The sequence below is a fragment of the Homoserinimonas aerilata genome, assembly GCF_006716125.1.
Taxonomy (GTDB): domain Bacteria; phylum Actinomycetota; class Actinomycetes; order Actinomycetales; family Microbacteriaceae; genus Homoserinimonas; species Homoserinimonas aerilata.
In genome coordinates this window covers 2,077,684-2,096,922 of sequence record NZ_VFOM01000001.1, presented here as the reverse complement: position 1 = coordinate 2,096,922, position 19,239 = coordinate 2,077,684, and the positions used below count along the sequence as shown (strand labels likewise).

Here is a 19,239-nt window from a genome sequence, read left to right as displayed (position 1 = left end):
ATTAGGCCTGCGCGGGAAGAAGCTCAGCGAGCAAGGCAGTGATGCGGGCTTTGATATCGTCCCGGATCGGGCGAACTTCTTCGAGGCTCTTACCCTTCGGGTCAACCAGTTCCCAGTCCTCGTAGCGCTTGCCGGGGAAGATCGGGCAGACATCGCCACAGCCCATGGTGATGACCACATCGGAGTCACGTACCTGTTCGGTGGTCATCAGCTGCGGAACACCCTGGGAGATGTCGATGCCTTCTTCTGCCATTGCCTGGATGGCGATGGGGTTGATTTCGTTGCCGGGCTCGGAGCCGCCGGAGCGCACCTCAACGGCACCACCGGAGAGGGCTTTCATATAGCCGGCTGCCATCTGCGAGCGGCCCGCGTTGTGGATGCAGACGAAGAGAACGGTGGGCTTATCGGTCATGATGTGACTTTCTCTTGGGGTTATGACGAGACAGCAGGGACAGGTACTGGGGCTATAGCTGGAGGGAAGAGCCGCGGTCGAAGCCACAGGGATACATAGACGAGAGCGACCAGCACCGGGACTTCGATGAGGGGGCCGACGATCCCAGCGAGAGCTTGCCCGCTGGTGGCGCCGAACGTTCCGATGGCGACGGCAATGGCCAACTCGAAGTTGTTACCAGCAGCGGTAAAGGCGAGGGTTGCTGTGCGCTCGTATCCGAGGCCGACCACCTTTCCGAGCCCGAATCCAAGGAGGAAGGTCACAGCGAAGTAGACCAGGAGCGGGAGGGCTATCCGGGCGACGTCCCAGGGGCGGTCGATGACCTGCTGGCCCTGGAGGGCGAAGAGCATGACGATAGTGAAGAGCAACCCGTAGAGCGCGAACGGTCCCACCTTCGGCAGGAACTTTGCCTCATACCACTCGCGGCCACGAGTGTTCTCGCCGATTCTTCGGGAGAGGTAGCCGGCAAGGAGCGGAATGCCGAGGAAGACCAAGACGCTGAGGGTAATCGCCCAGATGGAGAACTCGGCACTTGTGGTGGGGAGGCCGAGCCAGCCGGGAAGGACCTGCAGGTAGAACCAGCCGAGAGCGCCGAAAGCGATGACCTGGAAGACGGAGTTGACGGCGACGAGGAAAGCGGCAGCTTCACGATCGCCACAGGCGAGGTCGTTCCAGATGAGGACCATCGCGATGCACCGGGCCAGACCGACGATGATCAATCCGGTGCGGTACTCCGGAAGATCGGGAAGCAGTAACCATGCGAGTGCAAACATGAGCGCGGGACCCACGAGCCAATTCATCACGAGGGAAGAGATCAGAAGCTTGCGGTCCCCCGCGACCGCGCGGGCATCTGAGTACCGGACCTTTGCCAGCACCGGGTACATCATCACCAACAGACCCACAGCGATCGGCACTGAGACGGATCCGACAGTAAACGCATGTAAGAACTCGCCGACTGCGGGAACGAAGACGGCCAAGAGCAGGCCGAGTGCCATTGCGGCGAGGATCCACACCGGCAGCAGGCGATCAGTCGCGCCGAGGCGCGTGGGGGCCGGAGCGGGGAGTGACATTGGTTCCTTCGATAGCCGTCCCAGTGAACATCGATCACTGTCGATATAACTATCTGGCGAATATCGATGAATGTCAATTTAGTGGCAGACTGTTCACATGTCGTTAACGGAGCTCCTTCCCCTCACCGATGTGACAGCGTGCTGCGCCCCGCTCACACGCGAGGCAATCAGTGCCGAGAACGCGGAAAAGCTCGCCAAGACGCTCAAAGCGATCGCGGACCCTGCTCGTCTCCGATTGATCTCCATGGTTGCCGCCCACGAAGATGCCGAAGCGTGCGTCTGCGACCTGACAGAACCACTCGGCCTCGGTCAGCCCACCGTCTCCCATCACTTGAAGATCCTCGTCGACGCCGGAATCTTCACCCGCGACAAGCGCGGAACGTGGGCTTACTACCGCCTGGTGCCTGGCGCCCTCGACTCGGTGGCACAACACCTCGTCACCGTCTAAGTCAGCGCAAAAGAACGCCCGGACACGGAGTTTCGATACTCAACAGGGCTTAGCCCGTCGAGCTTTTCGCGGATCCGCTCATTGTTGAACCAATGAATGTAGAGGTCGAGGTCGACCCGGAAGTCTTCGACTGAGGCAAAGTGCCGTCGGCGAATGAACTCTTCTTTGAGGTGACCGAAGAAGTTCTCCGCCACGGCGTTGTCGAGGCAGTTTCCTTTCCTCGACATTGATTGTGTGGCCCCAGATCCACGCACCATCCGTTGATAGGTGCGGTGCTGGTATTGCCAACCCTGGTCAGAATGAATGATTGGCTTTGACGACGAATTCAGGGCTGCCAGCGCCGGTTTGAGCATGTCGATAACAAGCTGCAGGTTCGGCGTCGAGCGGAGCGTATAGGTCAGCACTTCCCCGTTGAACAGATCGATCAAAGGCGAGAGATATAGTTTTTCGCCAGCAACAACGAACTCGGTCACATCCGTCACCCATTTCTCGTTCGGAACTTCAGCCCCGAAATCGCGCTGAAGGATGTTCGGCGCCGCCTTGCCAATCTGCCCCCGGTAGGACCGGTACTTTTTTCGCCGCACACGGCAAATGCAGTGCTCCTGGCGCATCAGCTTCAGAACAGTCTTGCCGTTGAGGTGCACCCCGTGCTGGTTCTTCAGCGCGATGCGAACTCGACGGTATCCATAACTTTGATAGGCCCGCTCAAAGGTCTCTTTGATGAGTGGGCGAACCGAGACATATGGATCCGATCGCGGCCGTCGAGAACGGTGGTAGTAATAGGTGCTCGCGGGTAGCTCCAGGAATGCCAGGAGATCCCTTGCGGGGTACAGATGCTCTAGTGACGCAACGATCGCAACTTTCAGTCGCGTCGTTGCTCTTCCGCCACCAGAGCCTGCCATTTTTTTAGAGCGGCATTCTCCATCTCCAGCCGGAGCACCTTCCGCTCGACCGTTTCCTCAGCCGTACTCGCAGGAGGTCGACCCCGGGTCCTCTTGAGGCTCTCCTCGCCGGTGGCACGAAAAGTCCTCACCCATCGGTCGAGAGCAGCGGGGCTCCGTATTTGGAACTTGTCCAAGATTTCGGGCTTCGAATCTCCACCAAGAAAACACTGCACGGCTGCCAGCTTCAGCTCAAATGGATACTTGGTGTTCGCCGTCACAGGAACCAACCCTAGAACCCCGAATCGTTGATACGCGTGAACCCACTTCCTTGCCGTGTACGCCGATATCCCAAGCTCGGATGCAATCGCTCTTCTCCCATACCCAGCGACGATCAACTCCTCCGCGCGCTCGTACACCTCGGACGAATACCCTCTTGCGTGAACCAAAAACCGCACCTCCGAAAATCAGACTCTCAATTGAAAGTCCAACTTTCGGGGTGCGGTTCAAATCGCCGGGGCCCTCAGTCGTGAAGTGGGTAAATCGCTCAGGCGGCGTCCTCGCCGAGCGTTCCGAGGTAGAGGCTGATGACCTTCGGATCGTGCAGCAACTCGCGCCCAGTGCCCGTGTAGGCGTCCCTGCCCTGGTCGAGCACGTAGCCGCGGTCACAGATCTGCAGGCAGCGGCGCGCATTCTGCTCGACCATGATGGTGGTCACCCCGGCCTTGTTGATCTCAGAGACGCGGATGAACGCCTCATCCTGACGCACCGGTGAGAGGCCCGCAGACGGCTCATCGAGCAGCAGCACATGCGGATCCATCATCAGGGCACGCGACATCGCCACCATCTGGCGCTCGCCGCCCGACAGAGAACCCGCACGCTGCTTCAGCCGCGAGCCGAGCTCCTTGAAGATCGACGTCACGAACTCGAGCCGCTCATCGTAGATCTTCGGCTTCTGGAAGAGCCCCATCTGCAAGTTCTCCTCGATGGTGAGGCTCGGGAACACATTGTTGTTCTGCGGCACGAAGCCGACACCGCGCGCCACCAGCTTGTTCGCCGGAAGCTGGGTGATGTCCTCGCCGTTCAACGTGATCGTGCCGCCTCGCACGTTCACGAGGCCGAAGATCGCCTTCAGCAGTGTCGACTTGCCGGCACCGTTCGGCCCGATGATTCCGATCAGTTCGCCCTGACCGGCCGTGAGAGAGCATCCGTTCAGGATGTTCACGCCCGGCAGGTAGCCGGCGTCGAGATTGCTGACCTCGACGACGATGGGTGCGGTTGTGGTGTCGCTCACAGTGGGTTTCCGTTCTCATCGATGCGGCCCGTGACAATGCCGAGGTCGGTGTCGAGGTGGCTGCCGAGGTAGGCGTCGATCACGGCGGTGTTCTTCATGACCTCTTCGGGCGGGCCCTCCGCCACGACGCGGCCCTCCGCCATCACGATCACCCAGTCGGCGATGTGCCGAACCATCTGCATGTCGTGCTCGACGAAGAGAACCGTCATGCCCTCATCCTTCAGATCCAGGATGTGCTCAAGCAGCGACTGCGTGAGGGCCGGGTTGACGCCCGCCATGGGCTCGTCGAGCATCACCAGGTTCGGCTGACTCATGAGCGCCCTGGCCATCTCGAGCAGCTTGCGCTGGCCGCCGGAGAGGCTCGCAGCGAAGTCCTCCTTCTTGGTGTCGAGCTTGAAGCGCTTGAGCAGGTCGAGGGCGCGCTCCTCGATCTCGTCATCCTGTGCACGCCACAGCGACGGGATGAGGGCGGCCCAGAAGTTCTCGCCGCGCTGCTTCTTGGCGCCGAGCTTCATGTTCTCGAGCACCGTGAGCATCGCCAGCGACTTCGTCAGCTGGAAGGTGCGCACCTGCCCCATCTGGGAGACCTTGAACGCCGGAACGCCGGAGAGGGCCGTGCCGTCGAACGACCAGCTGCCCGTGTCTGGTTTGTCGAAGCCGGTCAGGAGGTTGAACAGCGTCGTCTTGCCGGCGCCGTTCGGCCCGATGAGCGCCGTGATGGCGTTCCTCGGGATCTCGAGGTGGTCGACATCCACAGCCTTCAAACCACCGAAGGTGCGGGTGACCTTGTCGGCGATGATGATCGGATCGACCTTGGCCACACCGGGGGCGATTTCGCCCTTGTGCAGGCCGGTCGACTTGATGCGAGGAGTGCTAGCGGGCATTGAAGGTCAGCTCCTTCTTGTTGCCGAGGATTCCCTGGGGTCTGAAGATGACGATGGCCATCAGTACGAGGCCGATCAGGATGTAGCGCAGCACGCCGGCCTGCACGCTCGACACGCCCGGAAGCAGGCCCTCTGCGGCGAGCGACGGCAGGAACACCGACAGGAATGCCATGAGCATCCAGAAGATGGCCGCACCGATGACAGGTCCGAAGATCGTCGCAGCGCCACCGAGCAGCAGGATTGTCCACAGGAAGAACGTCAGTGACGGCAGATAGACACCCGGCACGACCGCCGACGGCAGCGCCATCACGACACCGCCGAGGGTGCCGAGCACGCCGCCCAGAACGAGAACCTGCATCTTGTAGGAGAACACGTTCTTGCCGAGAGCGCGTACAGCATCCTCGTCTTCACGGATTCCCTTGACGACGCGGCCCCAGGGGCTGCGCATGAGCAGCCACACCACGATCAGTGCGGCGGCCAGCAGTGCCAGCCCGAACACGCGTACCCAGAGCTGTTGCTCGTTGTACGTCCACGGGCCGAAACCGTAGGTGCCGGGAGGGAAGGGATTCGCCTCGCGGAAGCCGGCGTGATACCCGCCGAGCCCATCCGCCGAGTTCGTGTACTCGTCGAAGATGACCGACTGGAACAGCAGCCGCACGATCTCGGCCGCCGCGATGGTCGCGATCGCCAGATAGTCGGCGCGCAGACGCAGCGTCGGCAGGCCCAGCAGCAAGGCGAAGATCACGGATGCCCCGACACCGACCAGGATTCCGACCCACCACGGCAGACCGAAACTGAGGATCGAGATCGCGTAACCGTAGGCGCCCAGCGCCATGAAGCCGGCCTGACCAAAGTTCAGCAGGCCCCCGTAGCCGAAATGCACGGCCAGGCCCACGGTGGCGATCGCATAGGCGATGGTGTCTGGCATGAGCAGCCAGGAAGCGGTGTTGCTTACTATGAAATTCCAGTCCATGGTGCTAACCGATCCTCTCTCTGCGCCCCAGGATGCCCTGAGGCCGGAACAGCAGCACCACGATCAGAATGGTGAGCGCCCCCACGTATTTGATGTCTGACGGCACCCACAGTGTGGAGACCTCCACGAGCAGGCCCACGATGATCGAGCCGAGCAGTGCGCCGAAGGCCGTGCCGAGGCCGCCGAGCACGACAGCCGCGAAGATCAGCAGCAGGATCTGCCACCCCATGTCCCACTTGATGCCGGGGCGGAAATACGCCCACAGCACGCCCGAGAGGCCGGCCAGCACAGCGCCGAGCACCCAGATGAGTCGCACGACACGGTGCACGTCAATGCCGGATGCCGCCGCGAGCGACGGGTTGTCGGAGATCGCCCTCGTCGCCTTGCCGGTGCGTGTGCGCAGCAGCCAGTATGCGACGCCGAGCAGAACGACGATCGAGACGCCCATGCTGATCATGTCCGTCGGCGACAGTCTGATCGGGCCGATCAGCTGGATCTTCGCGGAACCGGAGTCGGGCAGCTGTTGGGTGCCGCCCCCGATGAAGAACTGGAAGATGTACCGCATCGCGAGCGAGAGCCCGATACTGACGATCATCAGCTGCACCACACTGAGGCCGCGTAGCCGCAAGGGTTTCCAGATCCCCACATCCATCAACCATCCCAGGACCCCCGAGAGGACGACGGCGATCGGGATCGCCACCCAGATCGGAACCGCCAACGTCACCCCGAAGACGAGCGCCATGACGGCGCCGAAGGTGACCATCTCCGCGTGCGCGAAGTTCGAGATTCCCGTCGTGCCGAACGTCAAGGACAGGCCGATCGACGCCAAAGCCAACATGAGGCCGAAGTTGAGGCCGTTGATGATGCGCTCGATCAGGCGATCGAGGTCGCTCGTCACATTGCGCACGCCCTCGCCCAGAAAGAAGTTCACCGACTTGTTGTTCGTCAGGCCGAACTCGGCCTCGATCGTCGCACCCTTCTCGCTGATCGTGACCCGCTGGTTCTCGTCCTCGCTCACGATGACGCCGTCAGGCAGGGTCGACTCGATCAGCGTGATCTCGTACGTCGTCTTCTCCGGAACGCCGATGCGCCACTTGCCCTCGGCATCCGTGTCGACATCCTCGTCATAGCCGCCGCCCTTCACATTGAGGGTGACGCCCTCGAGGGGTTCGCCGTTGTACTTAACGTTGCCGCTGAAGATGAAGTCGTACTCGTCGACGTTCACCTCATCGGCATGGGCCGGAACCGACCACAATGTCATCACAGAGATCAGGGCGAGCAGGATGACGATCAGCCATCTCTTCTCTCGAGCCAGGGATCTGCCGGAATATCTCACGGAACCTCCAAAGCATCGCTACCGGCACGGGTGCGCCGGGCGGCTGCCGTCGTCGTTGACGTTAGTTGTCGAATATGACCCGGATGTTTCGTCCCGGTCACAAGCGGTGTGGCAATTATGGCGGTGGAATACATCACAGCGCGAACTGGTTAAGATGAATCACCGGGAACCAGTGCAGATTCTTCGGCATCCTCCGCCCGGAATGCGGGCACATTGGCGATTCTCACAAAGGGGAAAAATGGACCAGCCGGATCCCTTCGGTTTCATCGGACTCACCTACGACGACGTGATGCTGCTGCCCGGTCACACCGACGTCATCCCCAGCGAGGTCGACACGTCCTCGCGCCTGACCCGTAACATCCGGGTCAACACGCCCCTCATCTCCGCCGCGATGGACACCGTCACAGAGGGTCGCATGGCGATCTCCATGGCGCGTCAGGGTGGGCTTGGCATCCTGCACCGCAACCTCTCCATCGCCGACCAGGCCGCCTACGTCGACAAGGTGAAGCGTTCAGAGTCGGGCATGATCACGAACCCCGTCACGACGACACCGGATGCGACGGTCGCCGAAGTCGACGCGCTCTGCGGCCAGTTCCGCATCTCCGGCCTCCCCGTCGTCGAAGGTGACGGCCGCCTCGTCGGCATCATCACCAACCGCGACATGCGCTTCGTCTCCCAGTTCGAGAAGGCCACCACGCTCGTGCGCGACGTCATGACGCGCCTGCCGCTCATCACCGGCCCCACAGGAATCGACCCGGATGCCGCGGTCGCCATCTTCGCCGAGCACAAGATCGAGAAGCTGCCGCTCGTCGACGCCGAGGGTCGCCTCACCGGGCTCATCACCGTCAAGGACTTCGACAAGACCGAGCAGTACCCCTATGCGACCAAGGATGACGAAGGCCGCCTGCGCGTTGGCGCGGCCATCGGCTTCTTCGGAGACGCCTGGGAGCGCGCCGGCACACTCGCCGACGCAGGAGTCGACGTCATCGTCGTCGACACCGCCAACGGCGACTCGCGGGGCGAGATCGACATCATCAAGCGGCTCAAAGCCGACAGCGCCTTCGCCGGCATCGACATCATCGGCGGCAACGTCGCCACCCGCTCCGGCGCCCAGGCGCTCATCGAGGCAGGAGCCGACGCCATCAAGGTCGGCGTCGGGCCCGGCTCCATCTGCACCACCCGCGTCGTCGCCGGAGTCGGAGTGCCCCAGGTCACCGCCGTCTACGAGGCATCCCTTGCCGCGCGCGAGGCCGGCATCCCCGTCATCGCAGACGGCGGGCTGCAGTACTCGGGCGACATCGCCAAGGCGCTCGTCGCCGGCGCCGAGACCGTCATGCTCGGCTCCCTGCTCGCCGGAACCGACGAAAGCCCCGGCGACATGATCTTCGTCAACGGCAAGCAGTTCAAGTCGTACCGCGGCATGGGCTCCCTCGGAGCGATGCAGACGCGCGGCAAGCAGACCAGCTACTCGAAGGACCGCTACTTCCAGGCCGATGTGCCCAGCGACGACCAGCTCATCGCCGAAGGAATCGAAGGCAAGGTCGCCTACCGCGGCCCCGTCGCATCCGTCACATATCAGCTGCTCGGCGGGCTGCGGCAGTCGATGTTCTACGTCGGCGCCCGCAACATCGACGAACTTCGCCAGAAGGGCAAGTTCGTGCGCATCACCGCGGCCGGCCTCAAGGAGTCGCACCCCCACGACATCCAGATGGTCGTGGAGGCGCCCAACTACCGCAACTGAGTCGCTCGCTGGCGTCGACTCGCTCGCTGGTTGATGGACTCAGCGGCGGCGCAGGGCGGCGGCGATGGCGCCCACCACGAAGATGGCACCCAGCGCGATCGCAGACCACGCCAGAACCGCCCAGCCGTCGAGCTGATCCAGGAACACGACGCGGGTCGCCACGAAGAAGCCCGCGGCCGCCAGGAGGATCACTCCCCACACGACCGTTCCTGTGCGCACGGGGCGGCGCGCATCCGTCGTCGGGGTGGCATCCGGTGTCGTCGTCTGATCGAGCACGATCGTCGGCTGCTCGTCGCTGGTGTTGTTGCTGTCATTCATGAGGGCTCCTGAGGGTCGGTGGGTGAAGGGTTAGCGGGCCTGAGAGAACGACACATCGCCGGAGACGATGTAGACCTCGACCCGCACATCGCGTGACTGCCCGGCCTCACCCTCCTGCGGGGTGAACTCGGCCACACTGTTGGCGAAGCCCCCCGAGTCGGATACGTCGCCGCCGTTGCGAATGGTGCCGCTCAGCACGGAGACGTCGATGCGGCTGCGGGCATCCGACGGCAGGGTCACATCGACATCGCCGGAGACCACATACAGGTCAACGGTGCCGCGGCCGCTCTCGTCGTCCGCGAAATAGTCGCTCAGGTCGAGCTCGACATCCCCTGAGATGACGGCACGAGTCTCAGACTGCGACAGCGTGGGCTGCCAGGTGATCGTGCGATTCGAGATGATCGGGCCGCGCACCCAGCCGAAGAAGCTCGTCGTCACCAGAGCGATGATGATGAGCACCGCCAGGCCGCTCGAGCCGCCGCTGCGACGGCCACGGAAGCCGTTGACGACGATCGCGAGGGCCAGCACCGCAAGGGTGGCACTCATGGCCGCGACCACCTTCGACTCGACCTGCCAGTCGAAGCCGACCGACCACAGCGCCGTCACCGCTCCCGCGATCAGCGCCAGGCCGATCGCGGCCAGGGTGAAAGCCGAGCTGGGCCGGGTGAGCGCGTCCTGCTCCTGGGCGATACGGCGCTGTTCGGTCGCATACGCCTGGTTGATTCGGCGCTGCTCTGCTGCGGCCAGCTGATGCTGGGCCCGAAGATCGGCGGCCTGCTGCTGGCGCCAGGCGTCATGCTCGCGCTTCCAGGCGGCCTGCTGCTCCCGCCAGGAGGCCATCGCCTCGTCGGGTGCGCCGGCCTGTGGGGCCGGCGGTGCTGTGGGGCCGGGGTTGTTCACGGTGTCTCCTGCCACGCCGGCGGCCGCCGGCGCGGTGCCCGTCGTGCCGGTGAATGATGCGGATGCTGCGGGGCCGTCGACCTTCGCCGAGCTGCGGTTAGCGAGCCAGACGACGAACCAGATGATGGCGCCGACAACGATGATCGTCCAGATGATTCCGCCCAGTGACGGGCCGAAGTACCAGCCGGGCCCCGTGACGGCCGACTGCCACCATCCGAAGCCCTGCGCGAACGGCAGGAACGACAGCAACAGCATCGCACCGATGCCCGCGATCGCCTTGTCGAAGACACCGCGGAACAGCTCCTCCAGATGAATGCGACCTGTCGCATCCGGAAGCAGCGCCCACGCCGCCGCATAGAGCAACAGCGCCGGTCCGCCCACCAGCCCCAGCACGACAATGAGGCCACGCACGATAACGACATCGATGCGGAGGCGGGTTGCGAGCCCCGCGGAGACGCCGCCGATCCAGCCGGGCTCGCGCACGATGCCCAGCTCGCGCATCCAGGTGAAGAAGGCGTTGCTGCGCGGTGCGGTGGCGGCGGTGGCGGTCGTGCCGGTCGCATCGCCGGAGGTGGTGTCGTCGCCTGCTGTGGGGGGAGTCTTGTGTGCCATGTCTCAATGCTGGCGGCGCCGCGCATCCGTCGCCATGGGGGAACACCCTGAACGCACCCTGAGATCGACTCTTGGGGCCCTCCTCGTCTGATTGGATCAAGGGGTGAGCACAGCACTGGCCCGACCGGCCCTCGAGCGGCCGCGCAGCGCCGTCATCGGCGGCGTCGGCGTTGCACTCGCGCGCCACCTCGGGTGGCCGGTGCGCCGGGTGCGGTTCATTCTCGTGCTCGCGAGCCTCTTCTGGGGTGCAGGGCTCCTCTTCTACTTCTGGGTCTGGATGCTCACCCCGCTCGAGCAGGCCGCAGTCGAAGCCGGTTCCGATGCGGATGCGACACCGGATGCCCGCAGGAAGGTCCCCGTCGCCGCCATCCTGCTCTCTGCGGGTGCCGTCGTCACCGCCATCGGCGTCATCCTCGCCAACAGCGGCGCGAGCACGCTCACCCCGGTCACCTTCGCCATCGTTCTCATCGGCGGGGCCGCCGCGTGGAGCCTCGCGTTCGACGACGCCGACCCCTTGCGCTCGGCCCGCTACGTGGTGCTGGTGCGCGGCTTCGCGGTGCTCGCGTTCCTGCTGGGAGGCGTGCTGCTGCTGTTCTCCGGCGGCGGTCGGCCCGATGCCGTCACCGCAGTGCTCGCCATCGGCATGCTCGTGCTCGGCCTCGGTGTGGCACTCGCGCCGTTCGTCGTGAAGCTCTGGACCGAACTCATGGCAGAGCGGGCCGGGAGGGTGCGCGAGGAGCAGCGGGCCGAGATCGCCGCGCACCTGCACGACTCGGTGCTGCAGACGCTCGCCCTCATCCAGAACCGCGCGGGCGCCTCCAGCGACGTCGGCCGGCTCGCCCGCGCCCAGGAGCGCGAGCTGCGCGACTGGCTGTTCGCCGGCAGCAACCCCGTCACCGTCGACCTCGCTCAGGAGCTGCGCGATGTCGCCGCCGCGATCGAACTCGAATACCCGGCCCGCATCGACGTCGTCGTCGCCGGCGAATCGGTCGGCGCGAGCACCGCCCTGGTCGGCGCGGCACGAGAGGCGATGCTCAACGCGGCGCGCCATGCCGGCGGCGAGGTCTCCGTGTATGTGGAGAGCTCCGCATCCGGCGTCGACGTGTTCGTGCGCGACCGCGGACCCGGAATCGACCTCGACGCGCTGCCGGCCGACCGGCTGGGTGTGCGTGAATCGATCATCGGGCGGATGCAGCGCGCCGGCGGCACCGCAACCGTGCGGCCGGGCGCCGGCGGCGGAACAGAGGTGCGGTTGCACCTCGGCGAGGCCGGCCAGTGATGGTCGGCGCAGATGAGGAGCAGCGGATGACCCGCATCGTCATAGTGGACGACCACTCGATCTTCAGGTCGGGACTGAAGGCATCCCTCGACCCCGCGATCGAGGTGCTCGGCGAGGCCGCCGACGTCGACACCGCGGTTGCGGCCGTCGCCGAGCTGCGGCCCGACGTGGTGCTGCTCGACGTGCACCTCCCCGGTGGTGCGGGCGGCGGAGGGGCGGAGGTGCTGCGCCGCAGTGCCGCACTGCTCGACAGCGTGCGCTTCCTCGCCCTCAGCGTCAGTGACTCGGCCGAGGATGTCGTCGGCGTCATCCGCGCGGGCGCCCGCGGCTACATCACGAAGGGCAGCTCGGGCGAAGAGGTCAGCCGAGCCGTGGCATCCGTCGCCGGTGGAGACGCCGTCTTCTCGCCGAAGCTCGCCGGTTTCGTGCTCGACGCCTTCGGTGCGGTCGCAGGCGAGCAGGCGGCGAGTGACGAAGAACTCGACCGGCTGAGCGCCCGCGAACGCGAGGTCATGCGGCTCATCGCGCGCGGCTACGCCTACAAGGAGGTCGCGACCGAGCTGTTCATCTCCGTCAAGACGGTCGAGACGCATGTCTCGGCGGTGCTGCGCAAACTGCAGCTCTCGTCACGCCACGAACTCACGGCCTGGGCCCTGGAGCGCAAGCTGCTCTAGTCGCCCCGGCCTGGCTGGCGCGCGGGCTCGAGGCCCGCTGAGATGGCAAGACTCCCTGAGTTGCCTCTAAGTGCTCTTCAAAGGCACGAGGAACAGCACTTAGAGGCAACTCACCGGGCGTGTGGCCGAGAGTCGAGCATTCGGCGGATGCGCTGCAGCAGTTCGGCAGGATCGTCGAGATCCCCCGCGCCAATGAACATGACGGCCCAGCCGTCCGCCTCGAGGCGTGATCGCCTTGTCATGTCGTCGTGAAACTGCTTCGAGTCGTTGTGATGCTCGCCCTGATATTCGATCGCGAGCTTGCGGCCGGGGATGGCGAGGTCGATGCGGCAGCGGTGCCCACCCGAGGTGGTGACCCACTGATTCGGGATGAAGCCGTCGACGCCGCCCCCGGCGAGAGCGACCCTCACTATGGACTCGGGGCGCGACTCAGAGCGATCGTCGAGGTGCCCGATCGCCTCCCGCATCGCTGGGCGCCCCCTTCGCCCGGCATACTCATCGACCGCCCTCGCAAGCGCCTCCTTGGTGGTCGATGGCAGGCGCCACTGGATGAGGAAGTCGCCCGCCGCAACAAGGTCGGGCACGGAAAGCACTTGGGCGAGCTCGCACCAGACGCGGCTCGGACTGCTGATCCTGAGACCCCTCCACTCGCGAATGTCGTCAGCGCCCAGCCGCACCGTCGATCCGCGGATGCCGCGTCCTCTGACCGCTCGGTGCGGCGCTGGCACCGCGACATGAAGTAGTCGCGACCGTTCCAGATGGTGGGGGAGCGGAATCCCCATGATGACGGCCGCCGTGATCCCGCTGAAGAACGCATGGGGTGGCATCCGCTGCGCATATACGAGGCACAACTCGTGGAGGGTGCGAGCCTCGGATGCCACACGCACGCCACGAAACGGTGACAACAGATCGGGGCCTCGCATCCGCCCTGCGCCGAGGCCGTGGGTGCGGCCGACACCCACAGCGAAGGGAGCGGAGCGGAGTTGTGGAGGTAGAGGCACGCGGGCAGGCATGCCGTTCAGGATGCCCGAGAACGCGATTTCGCCGCGCGACTTGTCCACAGGGCGATGAGTTGCCGCAAGATGCTCTTCGGATGCGCAAAGAGCAGCACTTAGAGGCAACTCACCGCCGAACCCAGCGAGAGCTCCAGAGGTGCGCGTGCCGCGGGGCTACCCGAAGAGGCGCTGCAGCCGGCGCACGCCCTCGAGCAGCGGCTCGTCGCCGAGCGCGTAGGAGAGCCGGATGTATCCGCTCGGGCCGAACGCCTCGCCGGGCACGACGGCGACCTCGGCCTGCTCGAGGATGAGGTCGGCGAGCTCCAGCGATGTGGTGGGGGTGACGCCGCCCCATTCGCGATTCAGCAGGCCATGGACATCCGGGTACACGTAGAAGGCGCCCTCGGGTGTCGGCGTGACCATGCCGGGGATCTTGTTCAACTCGGAGACGATCAGGTCGCGGCGGCGGTGGAACGCGTCGCGCATCGCCAGCACGTCGTCCTGCGGGCCGGTGAGGGCTGCGATGGCGGCGTGCTGCGAGATGTTCGACACGTTCGACGACAGGTGCGACTGCAGGTTCGCGGCGCCCTTGATGGCGCGGGTGGGGCCGACCATCCAGCCGAGGCGCCATCCGGTCATCGCGTAGCTCTTGGCGACGCCGTTGACGAGGATGGTGTTGTCGGCCAGCGCGGGCACGGCCTCGACGATCGATGTCGCGTGGGCTGAGCCGTCGTAGACCAGGTTCTGGTAGATCTCGTCGCTGATGACCCACAGGCCGTGCTCGAGTGCCCACTCACCGATCGCCTTCGTCTCCTCCGGCGTGTAGACGGCACCGGTCGGGTTCGACGGAGAGACGAACAGCAGCACCTTGGTGCGTTCGGTGCGCGCCGCTTCGAGCTGCTCGACGGTGACCTTGTACTCCTGGTCGACGCCCGCGAAGACCTCGACGGGCACGCCGCCGGCCAGCTTGACGACCTCGGGGTAGGTGGTCCAGTAGGGGGCGGGCAGCAGCACCTCGTCGCCCGGCCCGACGACGGTGGCGAAGGCCTGGTAGACGCCCTGCTTGCCGCCGTTGGTGACGATGACCTGGCTCGCGTCGACCTTCAGCCCGCTGTCGCGGTGGGTCTTCTCGGCGATGGCTTCGCGCAGTGCGGGCAGTCCGACGGCCTGCGTGTAGCGGTAGTTCTTGGGGTCGAGGACGGCGGCGGATGCGGCCTCCACGACGTGCGCGGGCGTCGCGAAGTCGGGTTCGCCTGCCGCGTAGCTGATGACGTCGCGGCCTTCAGCCTGAAGCGCCTTCGCCTTGGAGTCGACCTTGAGGGTTGCTGACTCGGCGATGGCGGCGATTCGGGGGGAGATTCCAGGAGGTGTGGTCACGTCTCCAGCGTAATAGAACAGCGGATGTCTCGGCAGGGGTGTCGCGCGCGGCATCCGCTCAGCTTTACAGCCCTGTTGGCGTGACCTACACTGGACGTCGGTAGTTGAAATCTGCCAAGCTTTTCTATGCCCATTTCTGGCAGCAGACCCAGTCCTTGAAGCGCGGGAGAGCTTGTGCGGTTCCGCTCCGAAGGGCGGTGGCTCAATTGGTAGAGCAGCGGTCTCCAAAACCGCAGGTTGCAGGTTCGAGTCCTGTCCGCCCTGCAGCGTGAACAACGTGGGCCCGTCCGGCATTTTCGGCCGGGCCTGCATCGCTAGAGAACAGCGTCGCTGATGCAGCGGCGTTGGGTGGGAAACCGACCGGTCCTCTGACCGTTCGGCCGATGTCCGGAAGGTAATGACAGTGGCGAGTAAAGGTATCGACGAGCAGCCGAGTGAGGATGTCGTCGCCAACGCCAAGACGGAGCGTGCGGTTCGCCGTGGCCCGTTTGGCCGCCTTGCCCTGTTCCTGCGCCAGGTCGTCGCCGAGCTGAAGAAGGTCGTCACCCCCACCCGCAAGGAGCTGTTCAGCTACACCGCGGTCGTGCTCGTGTTCGTGGTCATCATGATGGCCTTCGTCTCGGGGCTCGACCTGCTGTTCGGCTGGTTGGTGGCGAACGTATTCGGCGACGGGTCGATGCTGTAGCCCGACGGCTGCAAGCCCTGCCGGCGCCGATGCGTCGGATTGCTGTGAGAATCAAAACGGAATGAGAATCAGTGCCTGACACACAACGCGACGGCGGCGAGCTTTCGCCCGAGGAGCAGATCGACCTCTCTGCGACTGCAGAGCAGTCGTCTTTCGAAGACGAGGAGCTCGAGGGTGATGTGCTGGCCGACGAGGTCGAGTCGGTGAAGCCCGCCGAGGAGCGTGCCATGCACGTCGAGGACGGCGATGTCGAGTCTGTGCTGTCTGCCGCGCTTGACGCGCAGGCCGGCACGGAGCCTGCCGGCGCCACCAAGCCTGCCGAATCCACTGAGGCGGCTGCTGAGTCGGATGCGGATGCCGCGGCCGAGGAGGAGACCGAGGTCGACCCGTATCAGGAGTTCCGTGCCGAGCTGCGCACCCTGCCGGGCAAGTGGTACGTCATCCACTCCTACGCCGGCTTCGAGAAGCGCGTGAAGTCGAACATCGAGAACCGTCGCGTGAGCATGACCATGGAGGACTACGTCTTCCAGGTCGAGGTTCCGATGGAGGATGTCGTCGAGATCAAGAACGGCCAGCGCAAGCTGGTGACGCGCGTGCGCATCCCCGGCTACGTGCTGGTGCGTATGGATCTCAACGAGGACAGCTGGTCTGTCGTGCGCCACACGCCCGGCGTCACCGGCTTCGTGGGCAACGCCCACAACCCGACGCCGCTGCGTTTCGAGGAGGCCTTCAACATGTTGAAGAGCCTCGTGCAGGTCGTCGAGGCGCCTGCGAAGGCTGGCGGCAAGGGCGGCAAGGCCATGCAGCGGTCCATCCCGCAGGAGGTCGACTTCGAGGTCGGCGAGACCATCACCATCAAGGAGGGCTCGTTCGCGGGTCTTCCCGGTTCGATCAGCGAGATCAAGCCCGAGAGCGGCAAGCTCACGGTGCTCGTGTCGCTGTTCGAGCGCGAGACCCCGGTCGAGCTCAGCTTCGATCAGGTCACGAAGTTGTAGCGAAGCTGCAAGGTTGAGGAGGCCCGCTAGGGCCGTCTCGAAACCCAATACAAGCCACCGCAGCTCGGAAAGGCCGAGCAGGCGGAAGAGCAGCCGGCAACGGATGCTCGAATCAGAAAGAAGGAAACAATGGCACCGAAGAAGAAGGTTACGGGTCTGATCAAGCTTCAGATCCAGGCCGGCGCCGCCAACCCCGCCCCGCCCATCGGCCCGGCTCTGGGTCAGCACGGCGTGAACATCATGGAGTTCTGCAAGGCGTACAACGCGGCGACCGAGTCGCAGCGCGGCAACGTCATCCCGGTCGAGATCACCGTCTACGAGGACCGCTCGTTCACGTTCATCCTGAAGACCCCGCCCGCCGCGGAGCTCATCAAGAAGGCTGCCGGCGTTGCGAAGGGCTCCGGCACCCCGCACACCGTCAAGGTTGCGAAGCTCACGCAGGACCAGGTCCGCGCGATCGCCGAGCAGAAGATGGCCGACCTGAACGCGAACGACATCGAGGCCGCCTCGAAGATCATCGCGGGAACCGCCCGTTCGATGGGCATCACGGTCGACGCGTAGTCGAGACCAGCTTCGGCGGACGTAAGCGCCGCCATCAGTGGAAGAGCCCGCCTGGCTCGCTACCACGAACTCACTTTTAGGAGAATCACCATGGCACAGAAGTCAAAGGCCTACCGGGCCGCAGCAGAGAAGATCGAAGAGGGCCGCTTCTACGCGCCCAGCGAGGCCGTCGCACTGGCCCGCGAGACCGGTTCGAAGAAGTTCGACTCGACCGTCGAGGTCGCGCTCAAGCTGAACGTCGACCCGCGTAAGGCCGACCAGATGGTGCGCGGCACCGTCAACCTGCCGCACGGCACGGGCAAGACCGCCCGCGTCATCGTGTTCGCGACGGGCCCCGCGGCTGAGGCGGCCATCGCTGCCGGCGCCGACGAGGTCGGTGGCGACGAGCTCATCGAGAAGGTCGCCGCTGGCTGGACCAACTTCGACTCGGCCGTTTCGACGCCCGAGTTCATGGGCAAGGTCGGTCGCCTCGGTAAGGTTCTGGGTCCGCGTGGCCTCATGCCGAACCCGAAGACCGGAACGGTCACCCCGGACACGGCGAAGGCCGTCACCGAGATCAAGGGTGGAAAGATCGAGTTCCGCGTCGACAAGCACGCCAACGTCCACTTCATCGTGGGCAAGTCGTCGTTCGATGAGGACAAGCTGAACGAGAACCTGAAGGCTGCCCTCGACGAGGTCATCCGCCTCAAGCCGAGCTCGGCGAAGGGCCGCTACGTTGCGAAGGCGACGGTCACGACCACGTTCGGCCCGGGCATCCCGGTCGACGTCAACGCGATCTAAATTTTGTGAATAGAGGGGCCCGCTTCGGCGGGCCCTTCTTTTTTGTGCGCTGCAGCGCTGAGCGCGGCGAGCACGACGTCTACCGCGGGAGACGCAGCCATACTGTGCCTGTGGAGGGCGGTTATGGTGCGCGAAGAGACCGGGTCGATTGTGGGAACGGCGACGACCCCCGAGGGTAGGGGATGTCGGCCGAGTCGAGGGATTAGCGCGATTCCGAGCCCCGCCGCGACGAGCGCGATCTGCGAGTCAAACTCCATCGATTCGTGGGCGATGCGGGGCAGCTGGCCGGTTCCGTCGTGCATCCGGCGTAGCCATTGACGGCAGATGGTGCCCTCTGGTGTGGCGATCCACCCTTCGCTGAGAAGCTCGGCGGGGCTCACGCTTGAGTTGTGGGCGAGGGGATGCTCGGCCAGCATCACGACGTCGGCGATGTCGGTTGTGATGGTTGTGCGCACGAGGTGACCGGGGATGTCGAGGGGGATGTCGCCCCAGTTGTGGACCACGGCGATGTCGGTTCCTCCGCGCGCGACGAGGTCGATGGCATCCCACGGTTCGCGTTCTGTGATGGTGAGAACGAGGTCGGGGTGTGCGGTGGCGGCGGCCTTCACAGCGGGCGCGATGAGCCCGCGAGTGGCGGTCGAGAATGCCGCGATGCGAAGCTCGCCTGCGGCGTCGCCGCCGTGACGGTGGAGCCCGGCTTCGAGCTCTTCGAGGTGGGCAAGGAGTAGGCCGCCTTCGCGGGCGAGGTGGCGCCCGCGCCCGGTGAGCACGACCCCGCGCCCCACGCGTTCGAGCAGCGCCGCGCCGATGTCGCGCTCGAGCCGCTTGACCTGCTGCGAGATGGCGCTGGGGGTGAAGCCGAGTGCTGCGGCCGCGGCGCTCACCGATCCATGGGTTTCGATCGCTCTCAGAGAGGTCAGCGACGCGACATCAATCATGAAGCGACACTACATGATTCACCTAAAACATGGTTGCTTTTTTATGG

Annotated in this window: 21 protein-coding genes and 1 tRNA gene; 9 read left to right on the top strand and 13 right to left on the bottom strand. The window is 64.9% G+C overall.

Going from position 1 to position 19,239, the window contains the following annotated elements; all coding sequences use genetic code 11:
• Position 1: 1 nt before the first annotated feature.
• Together FB562_RS09825 and arsB are read right to left on the bottom strand one after the other, a co-directional pair.
• Entirely contained in the window at positions 2-412 is a 411-nt protein-coding gene (locus FB562_RS09825) for an arsenate reductase ArsC (protein WP_141880944.1), read from the bottom strand.
• 20 nt (positions 413-432) lie between these two features.
• A complete protein-coding gene (arsB, locus tag FB562_RS09820) occupies positions 433-1,521 on the bottom strand; it encodes an ACR3 family arsenite efflux transporter (RefSeq protein WP_141880943.1) in 1,089 nt (362 codons plus the stop codon).
• Positions 1,522-1,618: 97 nt separating this feature from the next.
• On the opposite strand from arsB, the gene FB562_RS09815 reads away from it, so the two are divergent.
• Complete coding sequence (locus FB562_RS09815) at positions 1,619-1,969, top strand: ArsR/SmtB family transcription factor (RefSeq protein WP_141880942.1); 351 nt, start codon at positions 1,619-1,621, stop codon at positions 1,967-1,969.
• Here the strand turns inward: FB562_RS09815 and FB562_RS09810 are convergent.
• From FB562_RS09810 to FB562_RS09785, 6 genes are all read right to left on the bottom strand, one after another.
• Positions 1,966-2,871 carry an IS3 family transposase gene (locus FB562_RS09810; protein WP_141880941.1) on the bottom strand — a complete coding sequence of 302 codons (906 nt, stop codon included), beginning with the start codon at positions 2,869-2,871 and terminating at the stop codon, positions 1,966-1,968. The genes FB562_RS09815 and FB562_RS09810 overlap by 4 nt on opposite strands.
• On the bottom strand, positions 2,832-3,269 hold the full coding sequence (locus FB562_RS09805) for a helix-turn-helix domain-containing protein (protein ID WP_185740508.1): 438 nt from the start codon (positions 3,267-3,269) through the stop codon (positions 2,832-2,834). Before FB562_RS09805 ends, FB562_RS09810 begins: the two co-directional genes overlap by 40 nt.
• A 128-nt stretch (positions 3,270-3,397) precedes the next feature.
• Positions 3,398-4,144 (bottom strand): ABC transporter ATP-binding protein, encoded by a 747-nt coding sequence (locus tag FB562_RS09800; RefSeq protein WP_141880939.1) that lies wholly within the window; start codon positions 4,142-4,144, stop codon positions 3,398-3,400.
• Positions 4,141-5,028: an ABC transporter ATP-binding protein gene (locus FB562_RS09795; RefSeq protein WP_141880938.1), complete on the bottom strand. Its 888-nt coding sequence runs from the start codon at positions 5,026-5,028 to the stop codon at positions 4,141-4,143. Before FB562_RS09795 ends, FB562_RS09800 begins: the two co-directional genes overlap by 4 nt.
• Entirely contained in the window at positions 5,018-6,001 is a 984-nt protein-coding gene (locus FB562_RS09790; protein WP_141880937.1) for a branched-chain amino acid ABC transporter permease, read from the bottom strand. Before FB562_RS09790 ends, FB562_RS09795 begins: the two co-directional genes overlap by 11 nt.
• 4 nt (positions 6,002-6,005) lie before the next feature.
• Positions 6,006-7,262 (bottom strand): branched-chain amino acid ABC transporter permease, encoded by a 1,257-nt coding sequence (locus FB562_RS09785; protein ID WP_141881184.1) that lies wholly within the window; start codon positions 7,260-7,262, stop codon positions 6,006-6,008.
• A 313-nt stretch (positions 7,263-7,575) separates the two neighbouring features.
• Between FB562_RS09785 and guaB the strand changes: the two genes are divergently transcribed.
• Entirely contained in the window at positions 7,576-9,078 is a 1,503-nt protein-coding gene (guaB, locus tag FB562_RS09780) for an IMP dehydrogenase (protein WP_141880936.1), read from the top strand.
• A gap of 39 nt (positions 9,079-9,117) precedes the next feature.
• Here guaB and FB562_RS09775 read toward each other — a convergent pair whose 3' ends face one another.
• Positions 9,118-9,396, bottom strand: coding sequence for a hypothetical protein (locus FB562_RS09775; protein ID WP_141880935.1), 279 nt, complete (start codon positions 9,394-9,396; stop codon positions 9,118-9,120).
• A gap of 30 nt (positions 9,397-9,426) precedes the next feature.
• Complete coding sequence (locus tag FB562_RS09770; RefSeq protein WP_141880934.1) at positions 9,427-10,908, bottom strand: PspC domain-containing protein; 1,482 nt, start codon at positions 10,906-10,908, stop codon at positions 9,427-9,429.
• Positions 10,909-11,011: 103 nt separating this feature from the next.
• Between FB562_RS09770 and FB562_RS09765 the strand changes: the two genes are divergently transcribed.
• Positions 11,012-12,187: an ATP-binding protein gene (locus tag FB562_RS09765; RefSeq protein ID WP_185740507.1), complete on the top strand. Its 1,176-nt coding sequence runs from the start codon at positions 11,012-11,014 to the stop codon at positions 12,185-12,187.
• 26 nt (positions 12,188-12,213) lie between these two features.
• Positions 12,214-12,861 carry a LuxR C-terminal-related transcriptional regulator gene (locus FB562_RS09760; protein ID WP_141880932.1) on the top strand — a complete coding sequence of 216 codons (648 nt, stop codon included), beginning with the start codon at positions 12,214-12,216 and terminating at the stop codon, positions 12,859-12,861.
• Between the two features lie 110 nt (positions 12,862-12,971).
• On the opposite strand, the gene FB562_RS09755 is transcribed toward FB562_RS09760, so the two are convergent.
• A complete protein-coding gene (locus FB562_RS09755; RefSeq protein WP_141880931.1) occupies positions 12,972-13,922 on the bottom strand; it encodes an endonuclease domain-containing protein in 951 nt (316 codons plus the stop codon).
• Between the two features lie 108 nt (positions 13,923-14,030).
• The gene (locus tag FB562_RS09750; RefSeq protein ID WP_246081421.1) at positions 14,031-15,233 is read right to left on the bottom strand and encodes a pyridoxal phosphate-dependent aminotransferase; all 1,203 of its coding nucleotides are present in this window, start codon (positions 15,231-15,233) and stop codon (positions 14,031-14,033) included.
• A 191-nt stretch (positions 15,234-15,424) separates the two neighbouring features.
• On the opposite strand from FB562_RS09750, the gene FB562_RS09745 reads away from it, so the two are divergent.
• The 5 genes from FB562_RS09745 to rplA all read left to right on the top strand — a co-directional run bounded on the left by FB562_RS09745 (position 15,425) and on the right by rplA (position 18,254).
• Positions 15,425-15,497 (top strand) — tRNA-Trp (locus FB562_RS09745).
• A gap of 139 nt (positions 15,498-15,636) precedes the next feature.
• The gene (gene secE, locus FB562_RS09740) at positions 15,637-15,918 is read left to right on the top strand and encodes a preprotein translocase subunit SecE (RefSeq protein ID WP_141880929.1); all 282 of its coding nucleotides are present in this window, start codon (positions 15,637-15,639) and stop codon (positions 15,916-15,918) included.
• Between the two features lie 71 nt (positions 15,919-15,989).
• Positions 15,990-16,913, top strand: a complete 924-nt coding sequence (gene nusG / locus FB562_RS09735; protein ID WP_246081420.1) for a transcription termination/antitermination protein NusG — start codon at positions 15,990-15,992, stop codon at positions 16,911-16,913.
• Between the two features lie 129 nt (positions 16,914-17,042).
• The gene (rplK, locus tag FB562_RS09730) at positions 17,043-17,474 is read left to right on the top strand and encodes a 50S ribosomal protein L11 (RefSeq protein ID WP_141880928.1); all 432 of its coding nucleotides are present in this window, start codon (positions 17,043-17,045) and stop codon (positions 17,472-17,474) included.
• Positions 17,475-17,564: 90 nt separating this feature from the next.
• Positions 17,565-18,254, top strand: coding sequence for a 50S ribosomal protein L1 (gene rplA / locus FB562_RS09725; RefSeq protein ID WP_141880927.1), 690 nt, complete (start codon positions 17,565-17,567; stop codon positions 18,252-18,254).
• Here rplA and FB562_RS09720 read toward each other — a convergent pair.
• Entirely contained in the window at positions 18,251-19,192 is a 942-nt protein-coding gene (locus tag FB562_RS09720) for a LysR family transcriptional regulator (RefSeq protein ID WP_141880926.1), read from the bottom strand. The genes rplA and FB562_RS09720 overlap by 4 nt on opposite strands.
• Positions 19,193-19,239: the final 47 nt, after the last annotated feature.